The sequence below is a fragment of the Streptomyces sp. NPDC004667 genome (genome assembly GCF_040609475.1).
In the GTDB taxonomy this organism is placed as follows: Bacteria; Actinomycetota; Actinomycetes; order Streptomycetales; family Streptomycetaceae; genus Streptomyces.
The window spans coordinates 1-19063 of sequence record NZ_JBEXKC010000110.1 but is presented as its reverse complement, the minus strand read 5'-3'; the positions used below and the strand labels follow the sequence as shown (position 1 = coordinate 19063).

Here is a 19063-nt window from a genome sequence, read left to right as displayed (position 1 = left end):
GGCCATCGCGAAGCGACGCGACCGAAGGGAGCGCCCTTGACAGCCCGGCCCGACACGGAAGGACAGTGAGACTGACGGGAAACCCCCATACCCTCTCTGATTCGGGCCAGGTCGAGTCCCGCCGCCCCCCGACCCCGCCCCACCCCCCTCTCCCCTTGCACCCCGCCCCGCCCCCGGGGCATGCTTCGCGAGGGCGAAGCGGGAGGGATCATGGCGGTGGACAAGCGGACCGTGGTGACGGCGGTGTTGTGTGCGGTGGCGGCCTTGGGCGCCTCGGCCGCCGTGGCCGAGTTGGTGCCGCCGCCCGACGGGGCCGACGCTCCCGTGCACGCCAAGTCGGCCACGCCGTCCGGCTCGTCCACCGGTCCTTCGCGGTCGAAGGCCTCCAAGCCTCAGCTCGCCTCGCCGCCGCCGGCCGCCGTGACCCCCAAGCCCGGCGGGCCCGCCGCCTTCACCGGTGCCCTGTTCACCGGCGGCCTGGACGGTGATCACTTCTGCACCGCCACCGTCGTCCGCAGCCCCGGCAAGAACCTGCTCATCACCGCCGGTCACTGCCTCATGGAGGGCGAGCAGGCCCGCGACGGCGGTGCGGTCTTCGCGCCCGCGTACGCGAACGGCGTCGCCCCGTACGGGACCTGGAAGATAGAGCAGGTCTACGAGGACGAGCGCTGGGCCGACGGTACGGACGACGACTACGACCTCGCCTTCGCCCGCGTGGCCCCCGACGCCAAGGGCCGCAACATCGAGGACGTCATAGGCGGCGCCCCCCTGGACACCTCCGGCCGCGCGGGCGAGGAGGTCACGGTGACGGGCTACCCCGCCGACCGCAAGGTCCCCCGCACCTGCACGGCCGTCGCCGTCCGCCTCAGCCAGACGGAACAGCGCTTCGACTGCTCCGACTTCCCGGGCGGCACCAGCGGCAGCGCCTGGATCGGCCGCGACGGGAAGATCATCGGCATCCTGACGGGCGGGGACACGGACGACGTGTCCACGAGCACCGTCCTCGGCGACTACGCGGCGCAGCTCTACGCGAAGGCCACGGCCAAGCGCTGACCCACCCCGCCCTGGGCTATGCCAGGAGCCCCAGGTGGACCGGTTCGGCCGCGGCGTCGGCGAGGAGTTCCGGCAGGCGCGGGGGCCAGAGGGGTTCGCCGAGGGTGGCGAGGCGCTGCGGGGAGAGCCACTGCCAGTGGATGCCGGGGGCTTCGAGGCGAGGTTCGCGGCGGGGGCCCGTGGTGACGTAGATGTGCTCGTGCTGGCGGACCGGGACGCCCTGGTGGGTGAAGTCGTGCTCCCAGGTGCACAGCAGCCGCTGCGGCTCCAGGTCGGTCCACCCGGTCTCCTCGCGCAACTCGCGCCGCACGCACTCCTCGGGACTCTCGCCGGGATCGATCCCGCCGCCCGGCGGCAGCCAGTGGATGCCGACTTCGACGTTGTTCTCCCGGAACAGGAACACCGATCCGCTGGGGGAGAGGACGACAATGCGCGCTGCCTGACGAGGAGTTCTCATCAGTTCAGGGTACGTCCGGGCCCCTGCGGGCGGGAGGGCTCGGCGTGACCGGCGTGACCGGCGGGACGCGCCGGCCGCTCCCTCTCCCTCGCCCTCCCCCCTCCCCCCTACGCCGCCTGGAGCGCCAGCGTCGGGGAGAGGCGGGCCGCCCGGACCGCCGGGTAGAGGCCCGCCAGGGTGCCGATGGCGAGGGTGGCGGCGAAGCCGCCCGTGACCGCCCACAGGGGGACCACCCAGGGGAGGTCGCCCGCCCGGGCGTAGATCCCCGTCGCGGCGCCGCCCAGCGCGATCCCCGCCAGGCCGCCGAGTCCGGACAGCAGGAGTGACTCGGTGACGAACTGGATCCGGATCTGCCCCTTGGTGGCGCCGAGCGAGCGGCGCAGGCCGATCTCGTGGCGGCGTTCCAGCACCGAGATGATCATTGTGTTGGCTACGCCGACCCCGCCCACCAGGAGCGCGATCCCGCCCAGCCCGAGCAGCAGCGTGCTGAACGCCCCCTCGGTGGCCGCTTTCGCCTTGAGCGCCGCCGAGGGGTCGGTCACCGAGACCGCGCTCGGCGTCTGGGGGTTCGCGCTGCGGGCGATGAGCCGGCGGACCTCCGCGACCCGGTCGTCCGCGGAGCGCTCGTAGACCGCCGTCGGGTGGCCGTCGAAGCCCAGCAGCCCGGTCGCCGCCTCCCAGCCGATCAGGGCCGAGCGTTCGATCTCCGGGGCCAGCGGGACCGGATCCAGGATCCCGACCACCGTGAAGTGGCGTCCGCCGATGAAGACCTGCTGCCCCGGCTGGGCGATGCCCAGGCGCTGCGCCGAGACGTGCCCGAGCACCACGGCGGGGTAGCGGCCGGTGGCGGCGTTCAGCCAGGTACCGCTGCGCACGCTCGCCCGCAGTGTGCCGAGGAGGTCGTCCTTGACGGCCTTGAGGGCGATGCCGCCCGTCTCCCCGGCCGGGATGTTCTCCGACCGGCGGACGGACTGGGGCACGTCCCCCGTCGTACCGACCGACTCGACTCCGTCGATGCGGGAGATCATGCCCGGGGCCTCCGGGGGCAGCTTCGTGTCCTGCCCCGAGAACATGGACTGGCCGGGGGTGGCCACCAGCATGTTCGTGCCCAGCCGGTCGAGTTCCCGCAGGAGCTTGGCCTGGCTGGACGAGGAGATCCCGACCACCGCGATCATCGTCGCGATGCCGATCGCGATCCCGAGGGCGGAGAGGAAGACCCGCATCGGGCGGGAGCGCAGCCCCGCCGAACCGGCGTGCAGGACGTCGCGCGGGGTGAGCCTGGGGGGAGTGAGCCGGGTGCGGTCCTTCGCGCGGCGCCCCATCACGCGGCCTCCGGCCCGGCGCCGAGACCGGGACCGGCCTCGGCGCCGTCGATCCGGTCGCCCCCGTCGCCCCCGCCGCCCCCGCCCCCGCCCGTCCCCCCGGCCGCCGCGTTCCGGATGTCGGCGACCACCTCGCCGTCGCGGATGCGGACCTGCCGGGGCAGGGCGCCGGCGATCTCCCGGTCGTGGGTGATCACGGCGATGGTGGCCCCGTCCTCGTTCAGCTCGTGCAGCAGTTCCATCACCGAGCGTCCCGAAGCCGTGTCCAGGGCCCCCGTCGGCTCGTCGGCCAGCAGCAGGTCCGGTTCGCCCGCCACCGCGCGGGCGATGGCCACCCGCTGTTTCTGCCCGCCCGACAGTTCGTGCGGCCGGTGGTCCATCCGGTCGCCGAGGCCGACCCGCTCCAGGGCCCGCTCCGCCCGGCGCCCGCGCTCGGCGCGCGGGAGTCCGGAGTACAGCAACCCCTCGGCGACGTTCGCCCGCGCGCTGAGGCCCGGGACCAGGTGGAAGGACTGGAAGACGAAGCCGACGTGGCGCGAGCGCAGCGCCGACAGGGACCGGTCGGACAGGGTCGCCACGTCGTGCCCCGCGATGGCGACGCGGCCCGCGGTCGGCCGGTCCAGGGTGCCGACGACGTGCAGCAGGGTGGACTTGCCGGAGCCCGACGGGCCGACGATGGCGAGGAGTTCCCCGCTCAGGACGGTGAGGTCCACCCCGCGCAGGGCCGTGACCCCGCCGGGGTACTCCTTGGTCACCCCGGCCAGTTCGACGACGGGTTCGCCCCGTCGGGCCGGCCGTGCCTGCCCCGGGTACCGGGCGTGCTCGGTCATATCTTCGGCACCCCCACCCGCATGCCCTCCTTGAGGTCGCCGCCGGTCACCTCGACCCGGCCGTTGCCGAACATGCCCAGTTCCACCTTCACGTCGCGCGTCCGGCCGTTCTCCACGACCTGGACGCCGAAGCCGCCGCCGGACAGCGCCAGCAGCGCGTTGACCGGTACGGACAGCACGCCGGTACGGGTCTCGCCGGTCAGGGAGACCGACACCGGGGACTGGTCGGGTCCCTTGACGTCGCCGGGGTTGTCGAAGACGACGGTCACCTCGACCTTGGCCTTCTGGTCACCGCCCCCACCGCCTCCGCCGCCCCCTCCGGAGCCGCCGCCGTTCTGGTCGTCCGAGGCGGCCGTGCTGCCCACCGAGTCGATCTTCCCGCTCGCGCCGGTGCCGCCCGGGAGGCGGACCGTCACCTTGTCGCCCGTCTTCGCCGAGTCGGCCTTCGCCGCGTCCAGCTGGAAACGGACGACCCGCTCGGTGCCCGTCACGGTCAGCACGGGCTTGCCCGGTCCCGGCTCGTCACCGAGCGCCGCGTCGCCCCGCTTGACCCGCTGCGGGCCCGCGGCGAACGCGATGTCCTCCCTGGCGACCTCGCCCGTCTCCTTCTCCTTGTGCGCCTTCTGCCAGCGCTTCACCGCCGCCGAGGTGCCCTCCGTGAAGGTCCCGTCCGAAGCGTCCAGACCGGTCCCGTGGCCGAGGGCCACCAGGTTCCGCTTGAGCTGCTTGACGTCGTCACCCTTGTCCCCGGCCTTCAGCGGCCGGTACATCGGGGTGGATCCGTACATCAGCCGCACCGGCCTGCCGTTGACCTCGTAGAGTCTCCCGTCCCGTTCGACGGCCGAGCCCTCGGCCGCGATCCAGGTCAGGACGCCCGGCCCGGCCGCGCTCAGCTTGCGTTCCCCCGCATACCCCAGGGTGCCGTCCACCCGGCTGCCGGAACCGAGGTCACCGCGCCGGACCTCGTCCGTGGCCGGGGGCAGGCCGTCGGCGTGCTGGCGCCCGTCGTCCCGCGCGGGCCGGTCGAGGAGGGCGTACCCGCCGCCCGAGACGGCCAGCACCACCGCCACCGTGCCCACCAGCCACGCGCCGCGCCGCGCCATCAGGACGCCTCGCACTTCTTCTGGGCCGCCTCGAAGGCCTTCTCCTGCCCCTCGGGGATCTTGATCGCGCTCTTCATGCCGCCGCTGTAGTCGGGGTCCTTGATGTCGATGCCGTTCTCGCGCATGCACCTGATCCAGCGCAGCTCCTTGTCCTTCTCCTCCTGCGTCGGCTCCTTGGCGGCCCCGGAGCCCTGAAGCCCGCAGGCCTTCATGGCCTCCTCGACCTTCTGCGGGTCGGCGCCCATGCCGAGGGTCATGCCGCGCGGGTCCTGGCCGGGTTCCGGGTCGGGGGCGTCGATGCCGTGGTCGCGCAGGCACTTGCGCACCTTCAGGGCCTTGTCGGCGTCGGCGCCGGTGGCGGAGCCGTTGGAGCCGCCGCTCGCCGAGTCGTTGCCGTTCTCCTTCTCCTTGTCCGATGCCCCGCTGTTCGTGCAGGCCGTGACGAAGAGGGTCAGGCCGGTCAGGACGGCCGCCGTGGTCATGGTCAGGGATCGCTTCATGGGCCCGAGCGTGCGGGAAGAGGCGGTTTCGCTTCCCTCTCGCGGACCGCTTACAACGGCGAAATGTCCTCCTCCTGTAGAGAGGGAGGATGCGAGTACTGGTGGTGGAGGACGAGGAGTTCCTCCGGGAGATGATCGCCGAGGGGCTGCGCCGCGACGCGCTGGCCGTCGACGAGGCCGGCGACGGCATGGAGGCGCTGCGCCGCCTGCGCCTGGGCGAGTACGACGTCCTCGTCCTCGACCGGGACCTGCCCGGACTCCACGGCGACGAGGTCTGCCGCCAGGTGGTGCGCGAGCGGCTGCTGACCCGGGTGCTGATGCTGACCGCCTCCGGGACCGTACGGGACCGGGTGGAGGGCCTCGGCCTCGGCGCCGACGACTACCTCACCAAACCCTTCGCCTACGACGAGCTCCTCGCCCGCGTCCTGGCCCTGGGCCGGCGCACCCGCCCGGCCCTGCCGCCGGTCCTGGAACGCGCCGGGCTCGCCCTGGACACCGCGCGGCGCTCGGCCGCCCGCGACGGGCACCGCCTCGCGCTCTCGCGCAAGGAGTTCGCCGTGCTGGAGGCGCTGCTGCGGGCGGAGGGGGCGGTGCTGAGCAGCGACGACCTCATCGAGCAGGTGTGGGAGCAGGACACCGCCTACAGCACCAACGCCGTCCGGGTCACCCTCAGCAAGCTGCGCGGCAAACTCGGCGAGCCGCCGCTGATCGAGACGGTGCCGGGCGCGGGCTACCGGATCGCCGCGGGCCCCGAGGCGGCCCGCGGCGGAAGCGCCGGTCCGCGATGAGAGCGGTGCTCCACTCCGAGCGCGCCCGTCTCACCGCGCTCTACGGAACCCTGCTGCTCCTCGCGGGCGGCGGCCTCGTCGCGCTGGTCAACGTACTCCTGCGCCGGGTCCTGTACTCCCGCGTCAGCGGGGCCGTGGCCACCGTCCTGCCCGGCGGCGTCGTGGCCGACGACCACGATCCCGGCGCCGGAGCGAAAGTCTTCGAGCTCGCTCACCCGCTCCCGCCCACGACCGGCCCCACCACCGACCAGATGGAGCAGTGGCGCGTCACCCGCACCCTGACCACCGCCGCCTCCGGGGCGGCCCTGCACGAGCTGACCCTCGTCTCGCTCGTCGCCCTCGCCCTCTTCGCCGTCCTGTCGGCCTGGCTCGCCTGGTGGATGGCCGGCCGCGTGCTGCGCCCCGTCGCGGTGATCACCGAGACGGCCCGCCGGCTGTCCGCGGCGAACCTGCACGAGCGGATCGACCTCCAGGCCCCGCCCGGCGAGCTCAAGCGGCTCGCCGACACCTTCGACGGGATGCTCGACCGGATGGAGGACCTCGTCGGGGCGCAGCGCCGCTTCGCGGCCAACGCCGCCCACGAGCTGCGCACGCCGCTCGCCGTCCAGCGGGCCGCCGCCGAGATCGGGCTGTCCGGGGAGCCGGACCCGGCGAAGGTGGCACGGATCCGGGAGCGGCTCATCGCGGTGGCCGACTCCAGCGAGCACCTGGTGGAGTCGCTGTTGCTGCTGGCCGTCTCCGAGGAGGGCCTGGAGGCGGCACGCCCGGTGGACCTGGCGGCGCTGGCGGGGGCCGAGCTGGCGGCGGTCGCGGACGGCGCGGCGGACGCCGGCGTGGCCGTCGTACGGGAACTCGCGCCGCTGACGGTGAACGGCGACGCGACCCTGCTCGGCCACCTGGTGCGGAACCTGCTCGCCAACGCGGTGCGTCACAACCGGCCGGGCGGCCGACTGTGCGTGCGGACCTCCCCGTCCGGGGGGCTGACGGTGTCGAACACCGGGCCGGTGATCGGTCCGGGGGAGGTGCCGCGGCTGCTGGAGCCGTTCCGCCGCCGCGCCGAGCGCCGCCACACCGCGGGGGAGGGCGCGGGGCTGGGCCTCTCGATCGTCGCCTCGATCGCGCGGGCGCACGGGGCGCGCCTGCTGGCCGAAGCCAACCCGGCACCGGACGGCGGCCTGACGATCCGGGTCCGCTTCCCGGCGGAGCCGTCCGCGGGCCGGGGGTAGCCGGTCCGCGTCCGGTCGGCGTCCGGGCGGTTGCCCGTAGCGGCGTCCGCGCGGCGTCCGCGCGGTGGCCGCGTGGCGCCCGTTCGGCGGGAACGAAGATCGGCTCCTGTACGGTCGGGTCAATGAGCAAGCACGCCCGAGCCCGCTCCCGCCCCCGTGGCCGTACCCGTACGCGCTCCCGTTCGGCCGCCCGCCGGCCGCGGGCGCTGACCGCCGTCGCCGCCTTCGGCCTGCTGGCCTTCGGTGCCGGCTGGATGCAGGCCCTCCACGAGCAGCCGGGGGCGCCCGTGCCGCCGCCGGCCCGTTCGGACTCCCGCCCGCAGACCCCCGACCGGGCCGCGCGCGACGCGCACCGCCCCGACGGCCGCCACGGGCTGCCGGCCTCGCTCGGCGACGCGGCCCGCGCCCGGATCCCCGCCGAGTCCCGGCAGCTGGTGCTGGTCACCGGCAGGGCGAAGGACTCCTCGGAATCGGACGTCACCTTCTACACGCGGGCCACGGCGGGCGCCGACTGGGCGGCGGCCGGGCACTGGCCCGCCCGCAACGGCGCCAAGGGCTGGTCCACCGAGCGCACGTACGGGGACCTGACCTCCCCGCAGGGTGTGTTCTCCCTCACGGACGCGGGCGGGCGGCTGCCCGCGCCGCCCGGCACGAAGCTCCCGTACGACCGGGACGCGGCGTTCGTGGCCACCGGCCGTGGGGTGAACGGGGAGTCCCTGGCGGGCTCCTTCGACTACGTCGTGGCGATCGACTACAACCGCCGCCAGGGAGTGTCCCCGCTGGACCCGGCCAAGCCGGACGGTGAGCGCAAGGGCGGCAACATCTGGCTCCACGTGGACCACGACGGCCCCTCCCAGGGCTGCGTCGGCCTCCCGAAGGAGGCGATGCGCACGCTCCTGGAGACCCTGGACCCGGCGGCGCACCCGGTCATCGCGATGGGGCCTCCCGGCTTCTGAGCAGCAGGCCGATGTAGACGAGGTCGAACACGCAGCACAGCACGCCGAGCCCCAGGACGAAGCCGGAGCCTTCCAGCACCCCGAACAGCACGGTCGGGGCGAGCGTGCCGAGCCATTTGGCGACGGCGATGAGCAGGGACTGCCCGCGCGGACCGCGCCGGGCCACGAAGAACGCGATGAACAGCCCGGACATCAGCAGGTTCTGGAGGAACGCCGAGTAGCGGGTGGCGTCGTGCGTTCCGAACTGGGCGAGGAAGAGCCACTGCACGGCGAACGCGGTGGCGAACAGGAGCGCGCTCCAGGCGGCGAACAGCGGCCGGGTCACGAAGCCGGGCAGCTCGGCGCGCCCGAACCGCAGGTACGTGTACACGATCACGAGGTCGGCGAGTGCCCACACCACGTTGACCACGCCCTGCGCGGAGACACCGGTGCGGAACTCGTTCACGGCGTAGGTGGTTTCCCAGGCGAAGTTCAGCGCGAGCGCGGCGACGGGCATCGCGTACGTCCGGTCCCGGAGCCCGACGCGGATCGCCTCCACGTAGACGACGGTCCAGGCGAGCCCGCTGACGAGCGTGAGCATCAGTTCCACGCGCCGCACCCTAGGCGCTGGGCGCCGCGTACGGAACGGGGCGCGGGGAGCAGTAGCGGCTGCGCGGGCGGGCCGGACCGGGCGGATCGCCCCCACCTCTTGCCTGACGATCCGTCAGCTACGACGATGGCCCGGCACCGGCGCGCCGCGTCGGCGCACGACGCACCCGGCAGACGAAGGCGAGGCGGGCCCGCCATGGCACGCGTGTTTCCGGAAGGCCGGCTGGCGTACGGGATGCAGCTCCCCGTCCAGTCGCAGAGCACCCTCTATGCCGAACCCTGGGAGGCCTCGGCCGGCGCCGCCGATCTCGCCGAGGTGGCCCGCGCCGCCGACCGGGCGGGCTTCGGGTACCTCGCCACCTGCGATCACGTGGCGATCCCGCGCCGCCTCGCCGGCCCCATGAGCACCATCTGGTACGACCCCGTCGCCACCCTGGCCTTCCTGGCCGGGATCACCGAGCGCGTTCGGCTGCTGAGCCACGTCGCGATCGTCGGGCTGCGCCACCCGCTGGTCACCGCCAAGCAGTACGCGACCCTCGACCACCTCAGCGGCGGCCGTCTGATCCTCGGGGTCGGCGCCGGGCACGTCCAGGAGGAGTTCGAGGCCGTCGGTGCGGACTTCCCCGGCCGGGGTGCCCTGCTCGACGAGACCCTCGACGCCCTGCGCGCGGCCCTCGGTCCCGAGGAGTTCCCGGAGTTCGAGGGGCAGCGGTTCTCCTTCCGGGACCTCGGCCAGCTGCCGCGGCCCGCCCAGGACCGGATCCCCGTCTGGATCGGCGGTTCCTCGCCCGCCGCCGTCCGCCGGGCCGCCGAGCGCGGCGACGGCTGGCTCCCGCAGGGCGATCCCCGCGAGAAGCTCCCGGCGCAGATCGCCCGGATCAAGGAGCTGCGCGCGGCGGCCGGGGTCGCCGGCCCCGTCGAGTTCGGCGCGATCACCGAGGCCCTCTACGTCGGCGAGCCCGCGTGGGACACCGGCCGCCGCGCCCTGACCGGCAAGGCGGAGGCGCTCGCCGAGTCGCTGCGGGAGTACCGGGTGCTGGGCGTGGACCAGATCCAGGTCCGCTTCCGCAGCCGCGACCGCGCCGAACTGACCGACCAGATCACCGCTTTCGGGGCCGAGGTGGCCCCCCTCCTCAACGACTGAAGGGTGTAGTGGCCATGGGAAAGCTGGACGGGCGCGTCGTCCTGATCACCGGTGCGGCGCGCGGCCAGGGCGAGCAGGAGGCCCGCCTCTTCGCCGCCGAGGGCGCGCGGGTGGTGCTGGGCGACGTACTGGACGAGCAGGGCGCCGCCGTGGCCAAGGACATAGGCGAGGACCGTGCGCGGTACGTACGGATGGACGTGAGCCGGGAGGAGGACTGGGCGGCAGCCGTGGCCGTCGCGAAGGAGGCCTTCGGCCCGGTCAGCGGCCTGGTGAACAACGCGGGGATCCTGCGCTTCAACGAGCTGACGGCGACCCCGCTGGAGGAGTTCCGCCAGGTGGTCGAGGTCAACCAGGTCGGCGCCTTCCTCGGGATCAAGGCGCTCGCTCCCGAGATCGAGGCGGCGGGCGGCGGGACCATCGTCAACACCTCGTCGTACACGGGGCTGACGGGCATGGCGTACGTGGGCGCGTACGCGGCGACCAAGGCGGCGATCCTGGGCCTGACCCGGGTCGCCGCGCTGGAGCTGGCCGCGAAGAACATCCGGGTCAACGCCATGTGCCCGGGGGCGGTGGACACCCCGATGGCCAACCCCGGGCTCCTGGACCCCGCCGGGATGACGGACGAGGCCCGGGAGGCGATGGCGGAGCTGTACAGGCGGGTGGTCCCGCTGGGGCGGGTCGGGCGGCCGGAGGAGATAGCGCGCCTGGCCCTCTTCCTGACCGGCGACGACTCCTCGTACATCACCGGCCAGCCGTTCGTCGTCGACGGGGGCTGGATGGCCGGGGTGAGCATCCTCTGAGTGCTTCCGAAGTGTTTCTGATGGACCGTCAGGTAGGGGTATTGACGGTCCCCGGCCCGCGGTGGAACAGTCGGACCCATCAAATCTGACGACATGTCAGAAACCTAAGGACGGTGAACCCCCTTGGAATTCGGGCTCTTCGTGCAGGGATACGTGCCCCAGGCGCGGTCCAAGGTCGACCCCGAGGCGGAGCACAAGGCGCTGCTGGAGGAGACCGAGTACGTCATCCAGGCCGACCAGTCCGGCTTCAAGTACGCCTGGGCCTCCGAGCACCACTTCCTGGAGGAGTACTCGCACCTCTCGGCGAACGAGGTCTTCCTCGGCTACCTCGCCGCCGCGACCGAGCGGATCCACCTCGGCTCGGGCATCTTCAACCCCCTCGCCCCGGTCAACCACCCGGTGAAGGTGGCCGAGAAGGTCACCATGCTCGACCACCTCTCCAAGGGCCGCTTCGAGTTCGGCACCGGACGCGGCGCGGGCAGCCACGAGATCCTCGGCTTCATGCCCGGCATCACGGACATGAACCACACCAAGGAGATCTGGGAGGAGACCATCGCGGAGTTCCCCAAGATGTTCCTCCAGGAGGAGTACGAGGGGTTCCAGGGCAAGCACTGGTCGCTGCCCCCGCGCAAGGTCTTCCCCAAGCCGTACGGCAAGGCCCACCCGGCCATGTGGTACGCGGCCGGCTCCCCCTCCTCGTACGCCATGGCGGCGCGCAAGGGCCTCGGCGTCCTCGGCTTCAGCGTCCAGAAGGTCTCGGACATGGAGTGGGTCCTCGACCAGTACAAGACGGCGATCCGGGAGGCGAAGGCCATCGGGGCCTTCGTCAACGACAACGTCATGGTCACCTCGACGGCGATCTGCGCGGAGACCCACGAGAAGGCGGTGGAGATCGCGGTCAACGCGAACATGAACCGCTTCCAGTCGCTGGTCTTCCGCTACCACGACACCTTCCCGCGCCCCGAGGCGATCCCGCAGTGGCCCGAGACCCTCCCCGAGTACAACGCGGAGATCATCGAGCTCCTCATCGCGGAGGAACTCCTCATCTGCGGAGACCCCTCGGAAGTGCGCGCCCAGTGCAAGCGCTGGGAGCAGGCGGGCGCGGACCAGCTGTCCTTCGGCCTGCCGACGGGGGTGTCGAAGGAGGACACGCTGACCACGATCAAGCTGATCGGCGAGCACGTCATCCCCCACATCGACACGGACCCGGTCCACCGCACGACCCGCTTCCGCCAGTCGGCCTGACCCTCCGGGCCCGGCCGTCCCCGGGCCCCGACAGACCCCCCGCCGGAGCGGCGTCTTCCCGGACCGCCGTCCCGGCAGGGCATCGCCGAGGGCCGGAGCGGCCCGGCAGCGGCCTGCCGCCCGCTCCGGCCCGACGCGGACCACCACCACCCAGGAGGGGAACCGTCATGCTCGACCACCTCATCCGCGGAGCGACCGTCGTCGACGGGACCGGCACGCCCCCGCGCCCCGCGGACGTCGGCATACGCGACGGCCGCATCGTCATCGTCGCCGCCCCCGGCACCGTCACCGAGGCGGCCCGTACGAGCGAGGACGCGACCGGGCTCGTCCTGACCCCCGGCTTCATCGATCCCCACACCCACTACGACGCCCAGCTGTTCTGGGACCCGTACGCCACCCCCTCCATGAACCACGGCGTCACCACCGTCGCGGGCGGCAACTGCGGCTTCACCCTGGCCCCCCTCAACCCCGCCCGCCCCGAGGACGCCGACTACACGCGCCGCATGATGAGCAAGGTCGAGGGGATGGCCCTCGCCGCCCTGGAGGAGGGCGTCGACTGGAGCTGGTCCACCTTCGGCGAGTACCTCGACGCCCTGGAGGGCCGGATCGCCGTCAACGCCGGTTTCATGGTCGGCCACTGCGCCCTGCGCCGGCACGTCATGGGGGAGGCCGCGGTCGGCGGCAAACCCACCCCCGAGCAGCTCCGGCAGATGGTCGACCTGCTCCACGAGGCCATGGACGCCGGCGCCTGGGGCCTGTCCACCACCCAGTCCTCCACGCACACCGACGGCTCCGGCGCCCCCGTCGCCTCCCGCCACGCGGAGCCCGCCGAGCTGCTCGCCCTGTCCGCGGCCGTCGCCGACCACGAGGGCACCCAGCTGGAGGCCATCGTCGCCGGATGCCTCGACCGGTTCTCCGACGCCGAGATCGACCTCTTCGTGCAGATGAGCGCCACCGCCGGCCGGCCCCTGAACTGGAACGTCCTCACCATCGACGCCGCCGTCCCCGAACGCGTCCCGCGCCAGCTGGCCGCCAGCGAGCGCGCCCGCGCGGCCGGCGGCCGGATCGTCGCGCTCACGATGCCGATCCTCACCCCGATGAACATGTCCCTCGGCACCTTCTGCGCCCTCAACCTCATCCCCGGCTGGGGCGAGGTCCTCTCCCTGCCCGTCCCCGAGCGGATCGAGAAGCTCCGCGACCCGGACGTCCGCGCCGTGATGCTGCGCCGCGCCGACAGCAAGGAGGCCGGGGTCTTCCGGCGCCTGGCCGACTTCGGCCGCTACGTCATCGGGGACACGTACAGCAAGGAGAACGAGGGCCTGTCGGGCCGGGTCGTGCGCGACATCGCCGCCGAGCGCGGGCAGGACGCCTTCCAGTGCCTGGTGGAGATCTGCGCCAACGACGACCTGCGCACCGTGCTGTGGCCGATGCCCACCGACAACGACCCGGCGAGCTGGGAGCTGCGCGCCGAGACCTGGCAGCACGAGGACGTGATGCTGGGCGGCTCCGACGCCGGCGCGCACCTGGACCGGATGTGCGGGGCCCCGTACACGACCCGGTTCCTCGGCGACTGCCTGCGCGGCCGCAGGCTGGTCCCCCTGGAGCAGGCCGTGAAGATGCTGACCGACGACCCGGCGCAGCTGTTCGGGCTGCGCGAGCGCGGCCGGATCGCCGAGGGCTTCCACGCGGACCTGGTGCTCTTCGACCCCGAGCGGATCGAGGCCGGCCCGGCGACGCTCGTGCACGACCTGCCGGGGGACAGCCCGCGCCTGGACGCCCGGGCCATCGGGATCGTCTCGGTACGGGTCAACGGCGTGGAGACCATCCGCGACGACGAGGTGACGGGCGCGATCCCGGGGATCGTGCTCCGTTCGGGCCGGGACACGAGGACGGTGAGCACCCGATGAGCGGTGAAGCGGCGCAGCGGCTCTACGTCGGCGGCGAGTGGGTGGAGCCGGACGGCGGCCACTACGAGGTGGTGAACCCGGCGGACGAATCCGTCGTCGGTCTGGCCCCCGAGGCCTCCCGGGCCCAGGTGGAGGAGGCGGCCCGCGCCGCGGCCGAGGCCTTCGAGGGCTGGTCCCGTACGGCGCCGCAGGAGCGGGCGGCGATCCTGGACCGGGCCGCGGACGTCATGCAGCGGGAGTTCGAACCGTGGGCGGAGCTCGCGCGGGCCGAGACGGGCGCGCCTACGGGGATCGCGCGCGGGATGCAGGTGGGCGTCGGGGTGTCCCGCTTCCGGCGGTACGCGCACGGTGCGCTGGAGCCGGTGGAGCGCGGGCTGCCGCCGCAGGTGACCGAGGCCGGCCCGATGGGGCGGGCGAGCGTGCTGGGCGCGCTGGAGGTGCGCCAGCCGGTCGGGGTGGTCACGTGCATCACCTCGTACAACAACCCGTGGGCGAACCCGGCGGGCAAGGTGGCGCCGGCCCTGGCCATGGGGAACACGGTGGTGGTCAAGCCGGCCCCGCAGGATCCGCTGTCGGTGTTCAAGATGGCCGAGGCGCTGCACGAGGCGGGGGTGCCGGCCGGGGTGGTGAACGTGGTCTCGGGTGCCTCGGTGGAGGTGGGCGAGGCGGCGGTGGACTCCCCGTACGTGGACATGGTGTCCTTCACCGGCTCCACGGGCGTCGGGCAGCGCATCGCCGAGGTGTGCGGGCGGAGCATGAAGCGGCAGCTGATGGAGCTGGGCGGGAAGGGCGCGGCGGTCGTCCTGGAGGACGCCGACCTCGACGCGGCGGTGCTGGGCATCGGTACGACGTTCTCCTTCTACTCCGGCCAGATCTGCACGGCGCCGACGCGGGTGATCGTCCACCGGTCGGTGTACGCGGAGCTGGTGGAGAAGCTGACGGGCTACCTGGCCTTCATGAAGGTGGGTGATCCGGGGGAGCGGGGGACGGTGGTCGGCCCGGTGATCTCGGGGGCGCACCGGGACCGCGTGGAGTCGTACGTGGAGCTGGGGAGGAAGGAGGGGGCGCGGATCGCGTACGGCGGGGAGCGCCCGGTGGTCGGGGACGGCCGCGGCTTCTACGTGGCGCCGACCCTCCTCGTCGACTGCACCAACGACATGCGCGTGGTCCGGGAGGAGATCTTCGGGCCGGTGGTGGTGGTCGTTCCGTTCGACGGGGACGAGGAGGAGGCGGTCCGGCTGGCCAACGACAGCGAGTTCGGGTTGCTGAGCTACGTCTGGTCGGGGGACGCGGCCCGCGCTTTCCGCGTGGCGCGGCGGCTGCGGGCGGGCGGGGTCGGGGTGAACACGATCGGCCGGAACATGGAGGCGCCGTTCGGCGGGTTCAAGCGGAGCGGTGTGGGGCGGGACGTGGGATCGTACGCGCTGCACGCTTACAGCGAAATCCAGTCGATCGTATGGGCTTGACCAAAAATTGATCTGGAAAGTTTGAAAAGCCTCAAAACGGACAGTGCTGCGGTTTCCGCATGGTGAAAGGTGAGCTCCGGGTCCGCCTAAACGATGTTCGGCGGCCCGGTGAACCTTTCATTGCGTGATCGTTAACTCTCTTGGCCTCAAGATTCAAGGCATTTTCGGGCTCTCGGATCCGGACTTAAGTCTTCCGAATGTGGAAACCGCACCGTCTAACGTCCTGACACATGACACAGCTGGACGTTCGGCAGAAGGTCGGAGACACGGTAAGCGGCGTCGCCCAGGGCGATGGCCAGGGTCAGAACGAGGGTCAAGGCCAGGATCAAGGCCAGGGTCAGGGCGCGGGTCAGGGCGAGGTCCGCGGCAAGGGCCTGGGCAAGGGGTCCGTCGGCCTGGTCGGCAGCGCCGTCCTCGGCATCTCCACCGTCGCCCCCGTCTACTGCCTGACCTCCACCCTCGGCTCCACCGCCGGCGAGGTCGGCGTCCAGATGCCGGCCGTCTTCCTGGCCGGGTTCCTCCCGATGCTGCTGGTCGCCTTCGCCTACCGCGAGCTCAACAAGGCCATGCCGGACTGCGGCACCTCCTTCACCTGGACCGTCAAGGCCTTCGGCCCGCGGATCGGCTGGATGTGCGGCTGGGGCCTGGTGATCGCCACGATCATCGTGCTCTCCAACCTCGCGGGCGTCGCCACCTCCTACTTCTGGCTGCTGGCGGGCGAGATCACGAACAATCCGTCGATCGCGGACCTGGACGGCAACAAACTCGTCCACATCGGCACCTGCCTGACACTGATCGCCGTCGCCACCGCCATCAGCTACCGCGGCATGACCGCCACCAAGGGCATCCAGTACACCCTGGTCGGCCTCCAGCTCCTCGTCCTCGCGGTCTTCGTCGCGATGGCCTTCCAGAAGGCCTCCGCCGGCACCTTCGACACGGGACTGAGCTTCTCGTGGCAGTGGATGAACCCCTTCGCGGTCGGCTCCATGGCCGCCTTCACCGCCGGGCTCTCCCTCTCGATCTTCATGTACTGGGGCTGGGACACCTGCCTCACCGCGAACGAGGAGACGATCGGGTCCTCCAAGACCCCCGGCCGCGCCTCGCTCATCGCGATGGTCGTCCTCGTCGGCTCCTACCTGGCCACCGGCATCGCCGCCCAGATGGCCGTCGGCTCCGGCACCTCCGGCCTCGGCCTCGGCAACCCGGAGACCTCCGCCAACGTCTTCGCCGCCCTCGCCGGCCCCGTCATGGGCCCCGTGCTCGGCATCCTGCTCTTCGTCGCCGTCCTCGCCTCGGCCGCCGCCTCCCTGCAGACCACCTTCATCCCGGTGGCCCGCACGGTCCTGGCCATGTCCACGTACGAGGCCCTGCCCGCCTCCTACGCCAAGGTCCACCCGAGGTTCAAGACCCCGGGCCGCGCCACCGTCACGGCGGGCATCGCCACCGGAGCCTTCTACACGGTCATGACCCTGGTCAGCGAGAACGTCCTCACCGACACGATCTTCGCGCTCGGCCTGATGATCTGCTTCTACTACTCGCTGACGGCCTTCGCCTGCGCCTGGTACTTCCGCGGCGAGCTGCGCCGCTCCGTGCGCGACCTGCTCTTCAAGGGGATCCTCCCGGTGACCGGCGGCCTCCTCCTCGCCGCGGTCTTCTTCAAGACCCTCACCGACGCCTGGAACCCCTCCTACGGCTCCGGCTCGACCATCCCCGGCCTCGGCGTCGGCAGTGTCTTCGTCATCGGCGTCGGCCTCCTCGCCCTCGGCCTGGTCATCATGTTCGTCACCGAACGCCGCAGCCCCGCCTTCTTCCGCGGCGAGGTCCTCACCAAGTCCACCCCCGCCCTGGTGGTCGAGGACTGACCCCCTGTCGGTGTGGGGGTGCGCCGGGGGCGCGGGCCCCGGGGTGCGGGCCGGCCGGGTGCGCCGGGGCGCCGGGCCCCGGGGTAACCCGATGCGCGGAACGCCCGCGGCGAGCGGTGACCCGGGGCGCGGTGAGGTCGTTGGGCCGTGCATGAAGGCCATGAAGCGCACCCTCACCGCCCTGCTCCTGTCCGGCGGCGCCGCGATCGCACTCACCCCCGCCGCCGCCCACGCCGCGGACGGCAACGCCACCGCCGTGAAGCCCCTCGCCAAGCGCGTCGGCCAGATCGTCGACCACCCCGGGCAGGCCGTGCAGGACACCAAGACCGCCGTCGGCGTGACCGCCCAGGCGGCCGGCACCGCCTCCAAGGCCACCGACGCCTCCCTCACGGGCGCCGGCACCGCCCTCTCCGCCGGACTCCCCAAGGCACCCAAGGTCCCCAAGGCCGGCGGCTGACCCGGGCCCCTCGCGCGCCGCGGCCGCCCGCGCCGGGCTCAGCCCCAGGTGCGGGAGCAGAGCACGAGCCGGTAGCCGTCCGGGTCGGCGATCGTGACCCCGTACTCGTCCCAGTACGGGTTGTGCGAGGGGACCCGGGTCCCGCCGTGGTCGACCAGCCGGCCCACGAGGTCCTCGTCGGGGGCCTCGCCGAGGTAGACGACGAACAGGTCGTCGACGGTGGGGGAGGGGGCGATCGGGTTGTCGGGGTCCCGGGTCAGCTCGAAGTGCCATCCGCCGCCGGCGGGCCCGACCATGACGAGGTCGTGCTCCCCGGGGACGTGACCGGTCGTCCGCCACAGGACGTCCAGTCCGAGGCCCTGGACGTAGAACCGCTCGGCGGCCTCCAGGTCGAGGGAGGGCCGGGCGACACGGACGTGGGTGAGTGAATCGATCATGCGCGGAGGGTACGGCGCCGGTCGCACCGACGGGCCCGCCCGCCCCGCGATGTGTCAGATGCCGGACCGTACGGCGGTAGCGGTGTGGGCCGGGTCACAGTGTCCGGAGCGGTGATTCCCGGGAGACCCGGCAGTCTCTCCTTCTGAAAGTCCTGAGAAGAAGGAGCGAGTCCCATGCGCATCGTCATCAGTGAGTTCATCAGCCTCGACGGCGTCGTCCAGGCCCCGGGCGGGCCGGAGGAGGACGTCGACGGCGGATTTGCCCACGGTGGCTGGTCGCAGCCCTTCTTCGACCCGGAAGTCGTCGGCGGCGCCTTCGCCGACGCCACCGCCAAGGCCGAAGCCCTCCTCTTCGGGCGCCGCACCTGGCAGACGATGGCGGCCGCCTGGCCCGGCCGGGCGGGGGACCCCTTCGCGGACCGGATGAACTCCATCCCCAAGCACGTCGTCTCCGCGACCCTCACGGCCGCCGACCTGACCTGGAACAACACCACCCTCATCCCCGGCGCCGAGGCCCTCGCCCGCCTCCGCGAACTGCACGCGGCCGACGGCGGCGACCTGCTCGTGATGGGCAGTCCCACCCTGGCGCGCACCCTCATCGCCGAGGGCCTGGTCGACGAACTCCGCCTGATCGTCATGCCGGTCCTCCTCGGCGGCGGCAAGTCGATCTTCCCAACGGACGGCAGCCGCCGAACCCTGGAACTCGTCTCGACGGCGACGAGCCCGGCGGGCGTGAACGTCTGCACGTACAGGCCGGCGGGGGGCTGAGGGGGCGGGGTGGGGTCGGGGGGTGGCGGGACTCGACCTGGCCCGGATCAGGGAGGGTTTGGGGGTTTCCCGTCAGTCTCACTGTCCTTCCGTGTCGGGCCGGGCTGTCAAGGGCGCTCCCTGCGGTCGCGTCGCTTCGCGATGGCCTTCGGCC

The 19063-nt window shown here is 72.8% G+C and carries 19 protein-coding genes; 12 read left to right on the top strand and 7 right to left on the bottom strand.

What is annotated here, in order from left to right; translation table 11 throughout:
- The first annotated feature begins 210 nt into the window (after positions 1-210).
- Positions 211-1053 (top strand): trypsin-like peptidase domain-containing protein, encoded by an 843-nt coding sequence (locus ABZW32_RS35190; RefSeq protein ID WP_356224238.1) that lies wholly within the window; start codon positions 211-213, stop codon positions 1051-1053.
- 16 nt (positions 1054-1069) lie between these two features.
- Here ABZW32_RS35190 and ABZW32_RS35185 read toward each other — a convergent pair whose 3' ends face one another.
- The 5 genes from ABZW32_RS35185 to ABZW32_RS35165 form a co-directional block, all read right to left on the bottom strand.
- Positions 1070-1510 (bottom strand): NUDIX domain-containing protein, encoded by a 441-nt coding sequence (locus ABZW32_RS35185; protein WP_356224235.1) that lies wholly within the window; start codon positions 1508-1510, stop codon positions 1070-1072.
- A gap of 107 nt (positions 1511-1617) precedes the next feature.
- The gene (locus ABZW32_RS35180) at positions 1618-2832 is read right to left on the bottom strand and encodes an ABC transporter permease (protein ID WP_356224232.1); all 1215 of its coding nucleotides are present in this window, start codon (positions 2830-2832) and stop codon (positions 1618-1620) included.
- Complete coding sequence (locus tag ABZW32_RS35175; RefSeq protein ID WP_356224229.1) at positions 2832-3662, bottom strand: ABC transporter ATP-binding protein; 831 nt, start codon at positions 3660-3662, stop codon at positions 2832-2834. Before ABZW32_RS35175 ends, ABZW32_RS35180 begins: the two co-directional genes overlap by 1 nt.
- Positions 3659-4765, bottom strand: coding sequence for a peptidoglycan-binding protein (locus ABZW32_RS35170; protein ID WP_356224244.1), 1107 nt, complete (start codon positions 4763-4765; stop codon positions 3659-3661). The genes ABZW32_RS35175 and ABZW32_RS35170 overlap by 4 nt, the downstream gene beginning before the upstream one ends.
- Positions 4765-5265 (bottom strand): hypothetical protein, encoded by a 501-nt coding sequence (locus ABZW32_RS35165; protein WP_356224227.1) that lies wholly within the window; start codon positions 5263-5265, stop codon positions 4765-4767. Before ABZW32_RS35165 ends, ABZW32_RS35170 begins: the two co-directional genes overlap by 1 nt.
- A gap of 89 nt (positions 5266-5354) precedes the next feature.
- Between ABZW32_RS35165 and ABZW32_RS35160 the strand changes: the two genes are divergently transcribed.
- The 3 genes from ABZW32_RS35160 to ABZW32_RS35150 all read left to right on the top strand — a co-directional run bounded on the left by ABZW32_RS35160 (position 5355) and on the right by ABZW32_RS35150 (position 8235).
- A complete protein-coding gene (locus ABZW32_RS35160) occupies positions 5355-6053 on the top strand; it encodes a response regulator transcription factor (protein WP_356224225.1) in 699 nt (232 codons plus the stop codon).
- A complete protein-coding gene (locus ABZW32_RS35155) occupies positions 6050-7279 on the top strand; it encodes an ATP-binding protein (RefSeq protein WP_356224222.1) in 1230 nt (409 codons plus the stop codon). The genes ABZW32_RS35160 and ABZW32_RS35155 overlap by 4 nt, the downstream gene beginning before the upstream one ends.
- A gap of 122 nt (positions 7280-7401) precedes the next feature.
- Positions 7402-8235: a L,D-transpeptidase family protein gene (locus ABZW32_RS35150; protein ID WP_356224219.1), complete on the top strand. Its 834-nt coding sequence runs from the start codon at positions 7402-7404 to the stop codon at positions 8233-8235.
- Here ABZW32_RS35150 and ABZW32_RS35145 read toward each other — a convergent pair.
- Complete coding sequence (locus ABZW32_RS35145; RefSeq protein ID WP_356224241.1) at positions 8207-8815, bottom strand: hypothetical protein; 609 nt, start codon at positions 8813-8815, stop codon at positions 8207-8209. The two genes, ABZW32_RS35150 and ABZW32_RS35145, sit on opposite strands and share 29 nt — an antisense overlap.
- 204 nt (positions 8816-9019) lie before the next feature.
- On the opposite strand from ABZW32_RS35145, the gene ABZW32_RS35140 reads away from it, so the two are divergent.
- The 7 genes from ABZW32_RS35140 to ABZW32_RS35110 all read left to right on the top strand — a co-directional run bounded on the left by ABZW32_RS35140 (position 9020) and on the right by ABZW32_RS35110 (position 17704).
- Complete coding sequence (locus tag ABZW32_RS35140; RefSeq protein ID WP_356224216.1) at positions 9020-9967, top strand: LLM class F420-dependent oxidoreductase; 948 nt, start codon at positions 9020-9022, stop codon at positions 9965-9967.
- Positions 9968-9981: 14 nt separating this feature from the next.
- Positions 9982-10767, top strand: a complete 786-nt coding sequence (locus tag ABZW32_RS35135) for a glucose 1-dehydrogenase (RefSeq protein WP_356224213.1) — start codon at positions 9982-9984, stop codon at positions 10765-10767.
- A gap of 123 nt (positions 10768-10890) precedes the next feature.
- Entirely contained in the window at positions 10891-12012 is a 1122-nt protein-coding gene (locus tag ABZW32_RS35130) for an LLM class flavin-dependent oxidoreductase (RefSeq protein WP_356224210.1), read from the top strand.
- A 167-nt stretch (positions 12013-12179) separates the two neighbouring features.
- A complete protein-coding gene (locus tag ABZW32_RS35125; protein ID WP_356224207.1) occupies positions 12180-13919 on the top strand; it encodes a D-aminoacylase in 1740 nt (579 codons plus the stop codon).
- Positions 13916-15385 carry an aldehyde dehydrogenase family protein gene (locus tag ABZW32_RS35120; protein ID WP_356224204.1) on the top strand — a complete coding sequence of 490 codons (1470 nt, stop codon included), beginning with the start codon at positions 13916-13918 and terminating at the stop codon, positions 15383-15385. The genes ABZW32_RS35125 and ABZW32_RS35120 overlap by 4 nt, the downstream gene beginning before the upstream one ends.
- A gap of 230 nt (positions 15386-15615) precedes the next feature.
- Positions 15616-17247, top strand: coding sequence for an APC family permease (locus tag ABZW32_RS35115; RefSeq protein ID WP_356224201.1), 1632 nt, complete (start codon positions 15616-15618; stop codon positions 17245-17247).
- Between the two features lie 151 nt (positions 17248-17398).
- Positions 17399-17704: a hypothetical protein gene (locus ABZW32_RS35110; RefSeq protein WP_356224198.1), complete on the top strand. Its 306-nt coding sequence runs from the start codon at positions 17399-17401 to the stop codon at positions 17702-17704.
- A 38-nt stretch (positions 17705-17742) separates the two neighbouring features.
- On the opposite strand, the gene ABZW32_RS35105 is transcribed toward ABZW32_RS35110, so the two are convergent.
- On the bottom strand, positions 17743-18141 hold the full coding sequence (locus tag ABZW32_RS35105; protein WP_356224196.1) for a VOC family protein: 399 nt from the start codon (positions 18139-18141) through the stop codon (positions 17743-17745).
- A 174-nt stretch (positions 18142-18315) separates the two neighbouring features.
- On the opposite strand from ABZW32_RS35105, the gene ABZW32_RS35100 reads away from it, so the two are divergent.
- On the top strand, positions 18316-18909 hold the full coding sequence (locus ABZW32_RS35100; RefSeq protein ID WP_356224193.1) for a dihydrofolate reductase family protein: 594 nt from the start codon (positions 18316-18318) through the stop codon (positions 18907-18909).
- Positions 18910-19063: the final 154 nt, after the last annotated feature.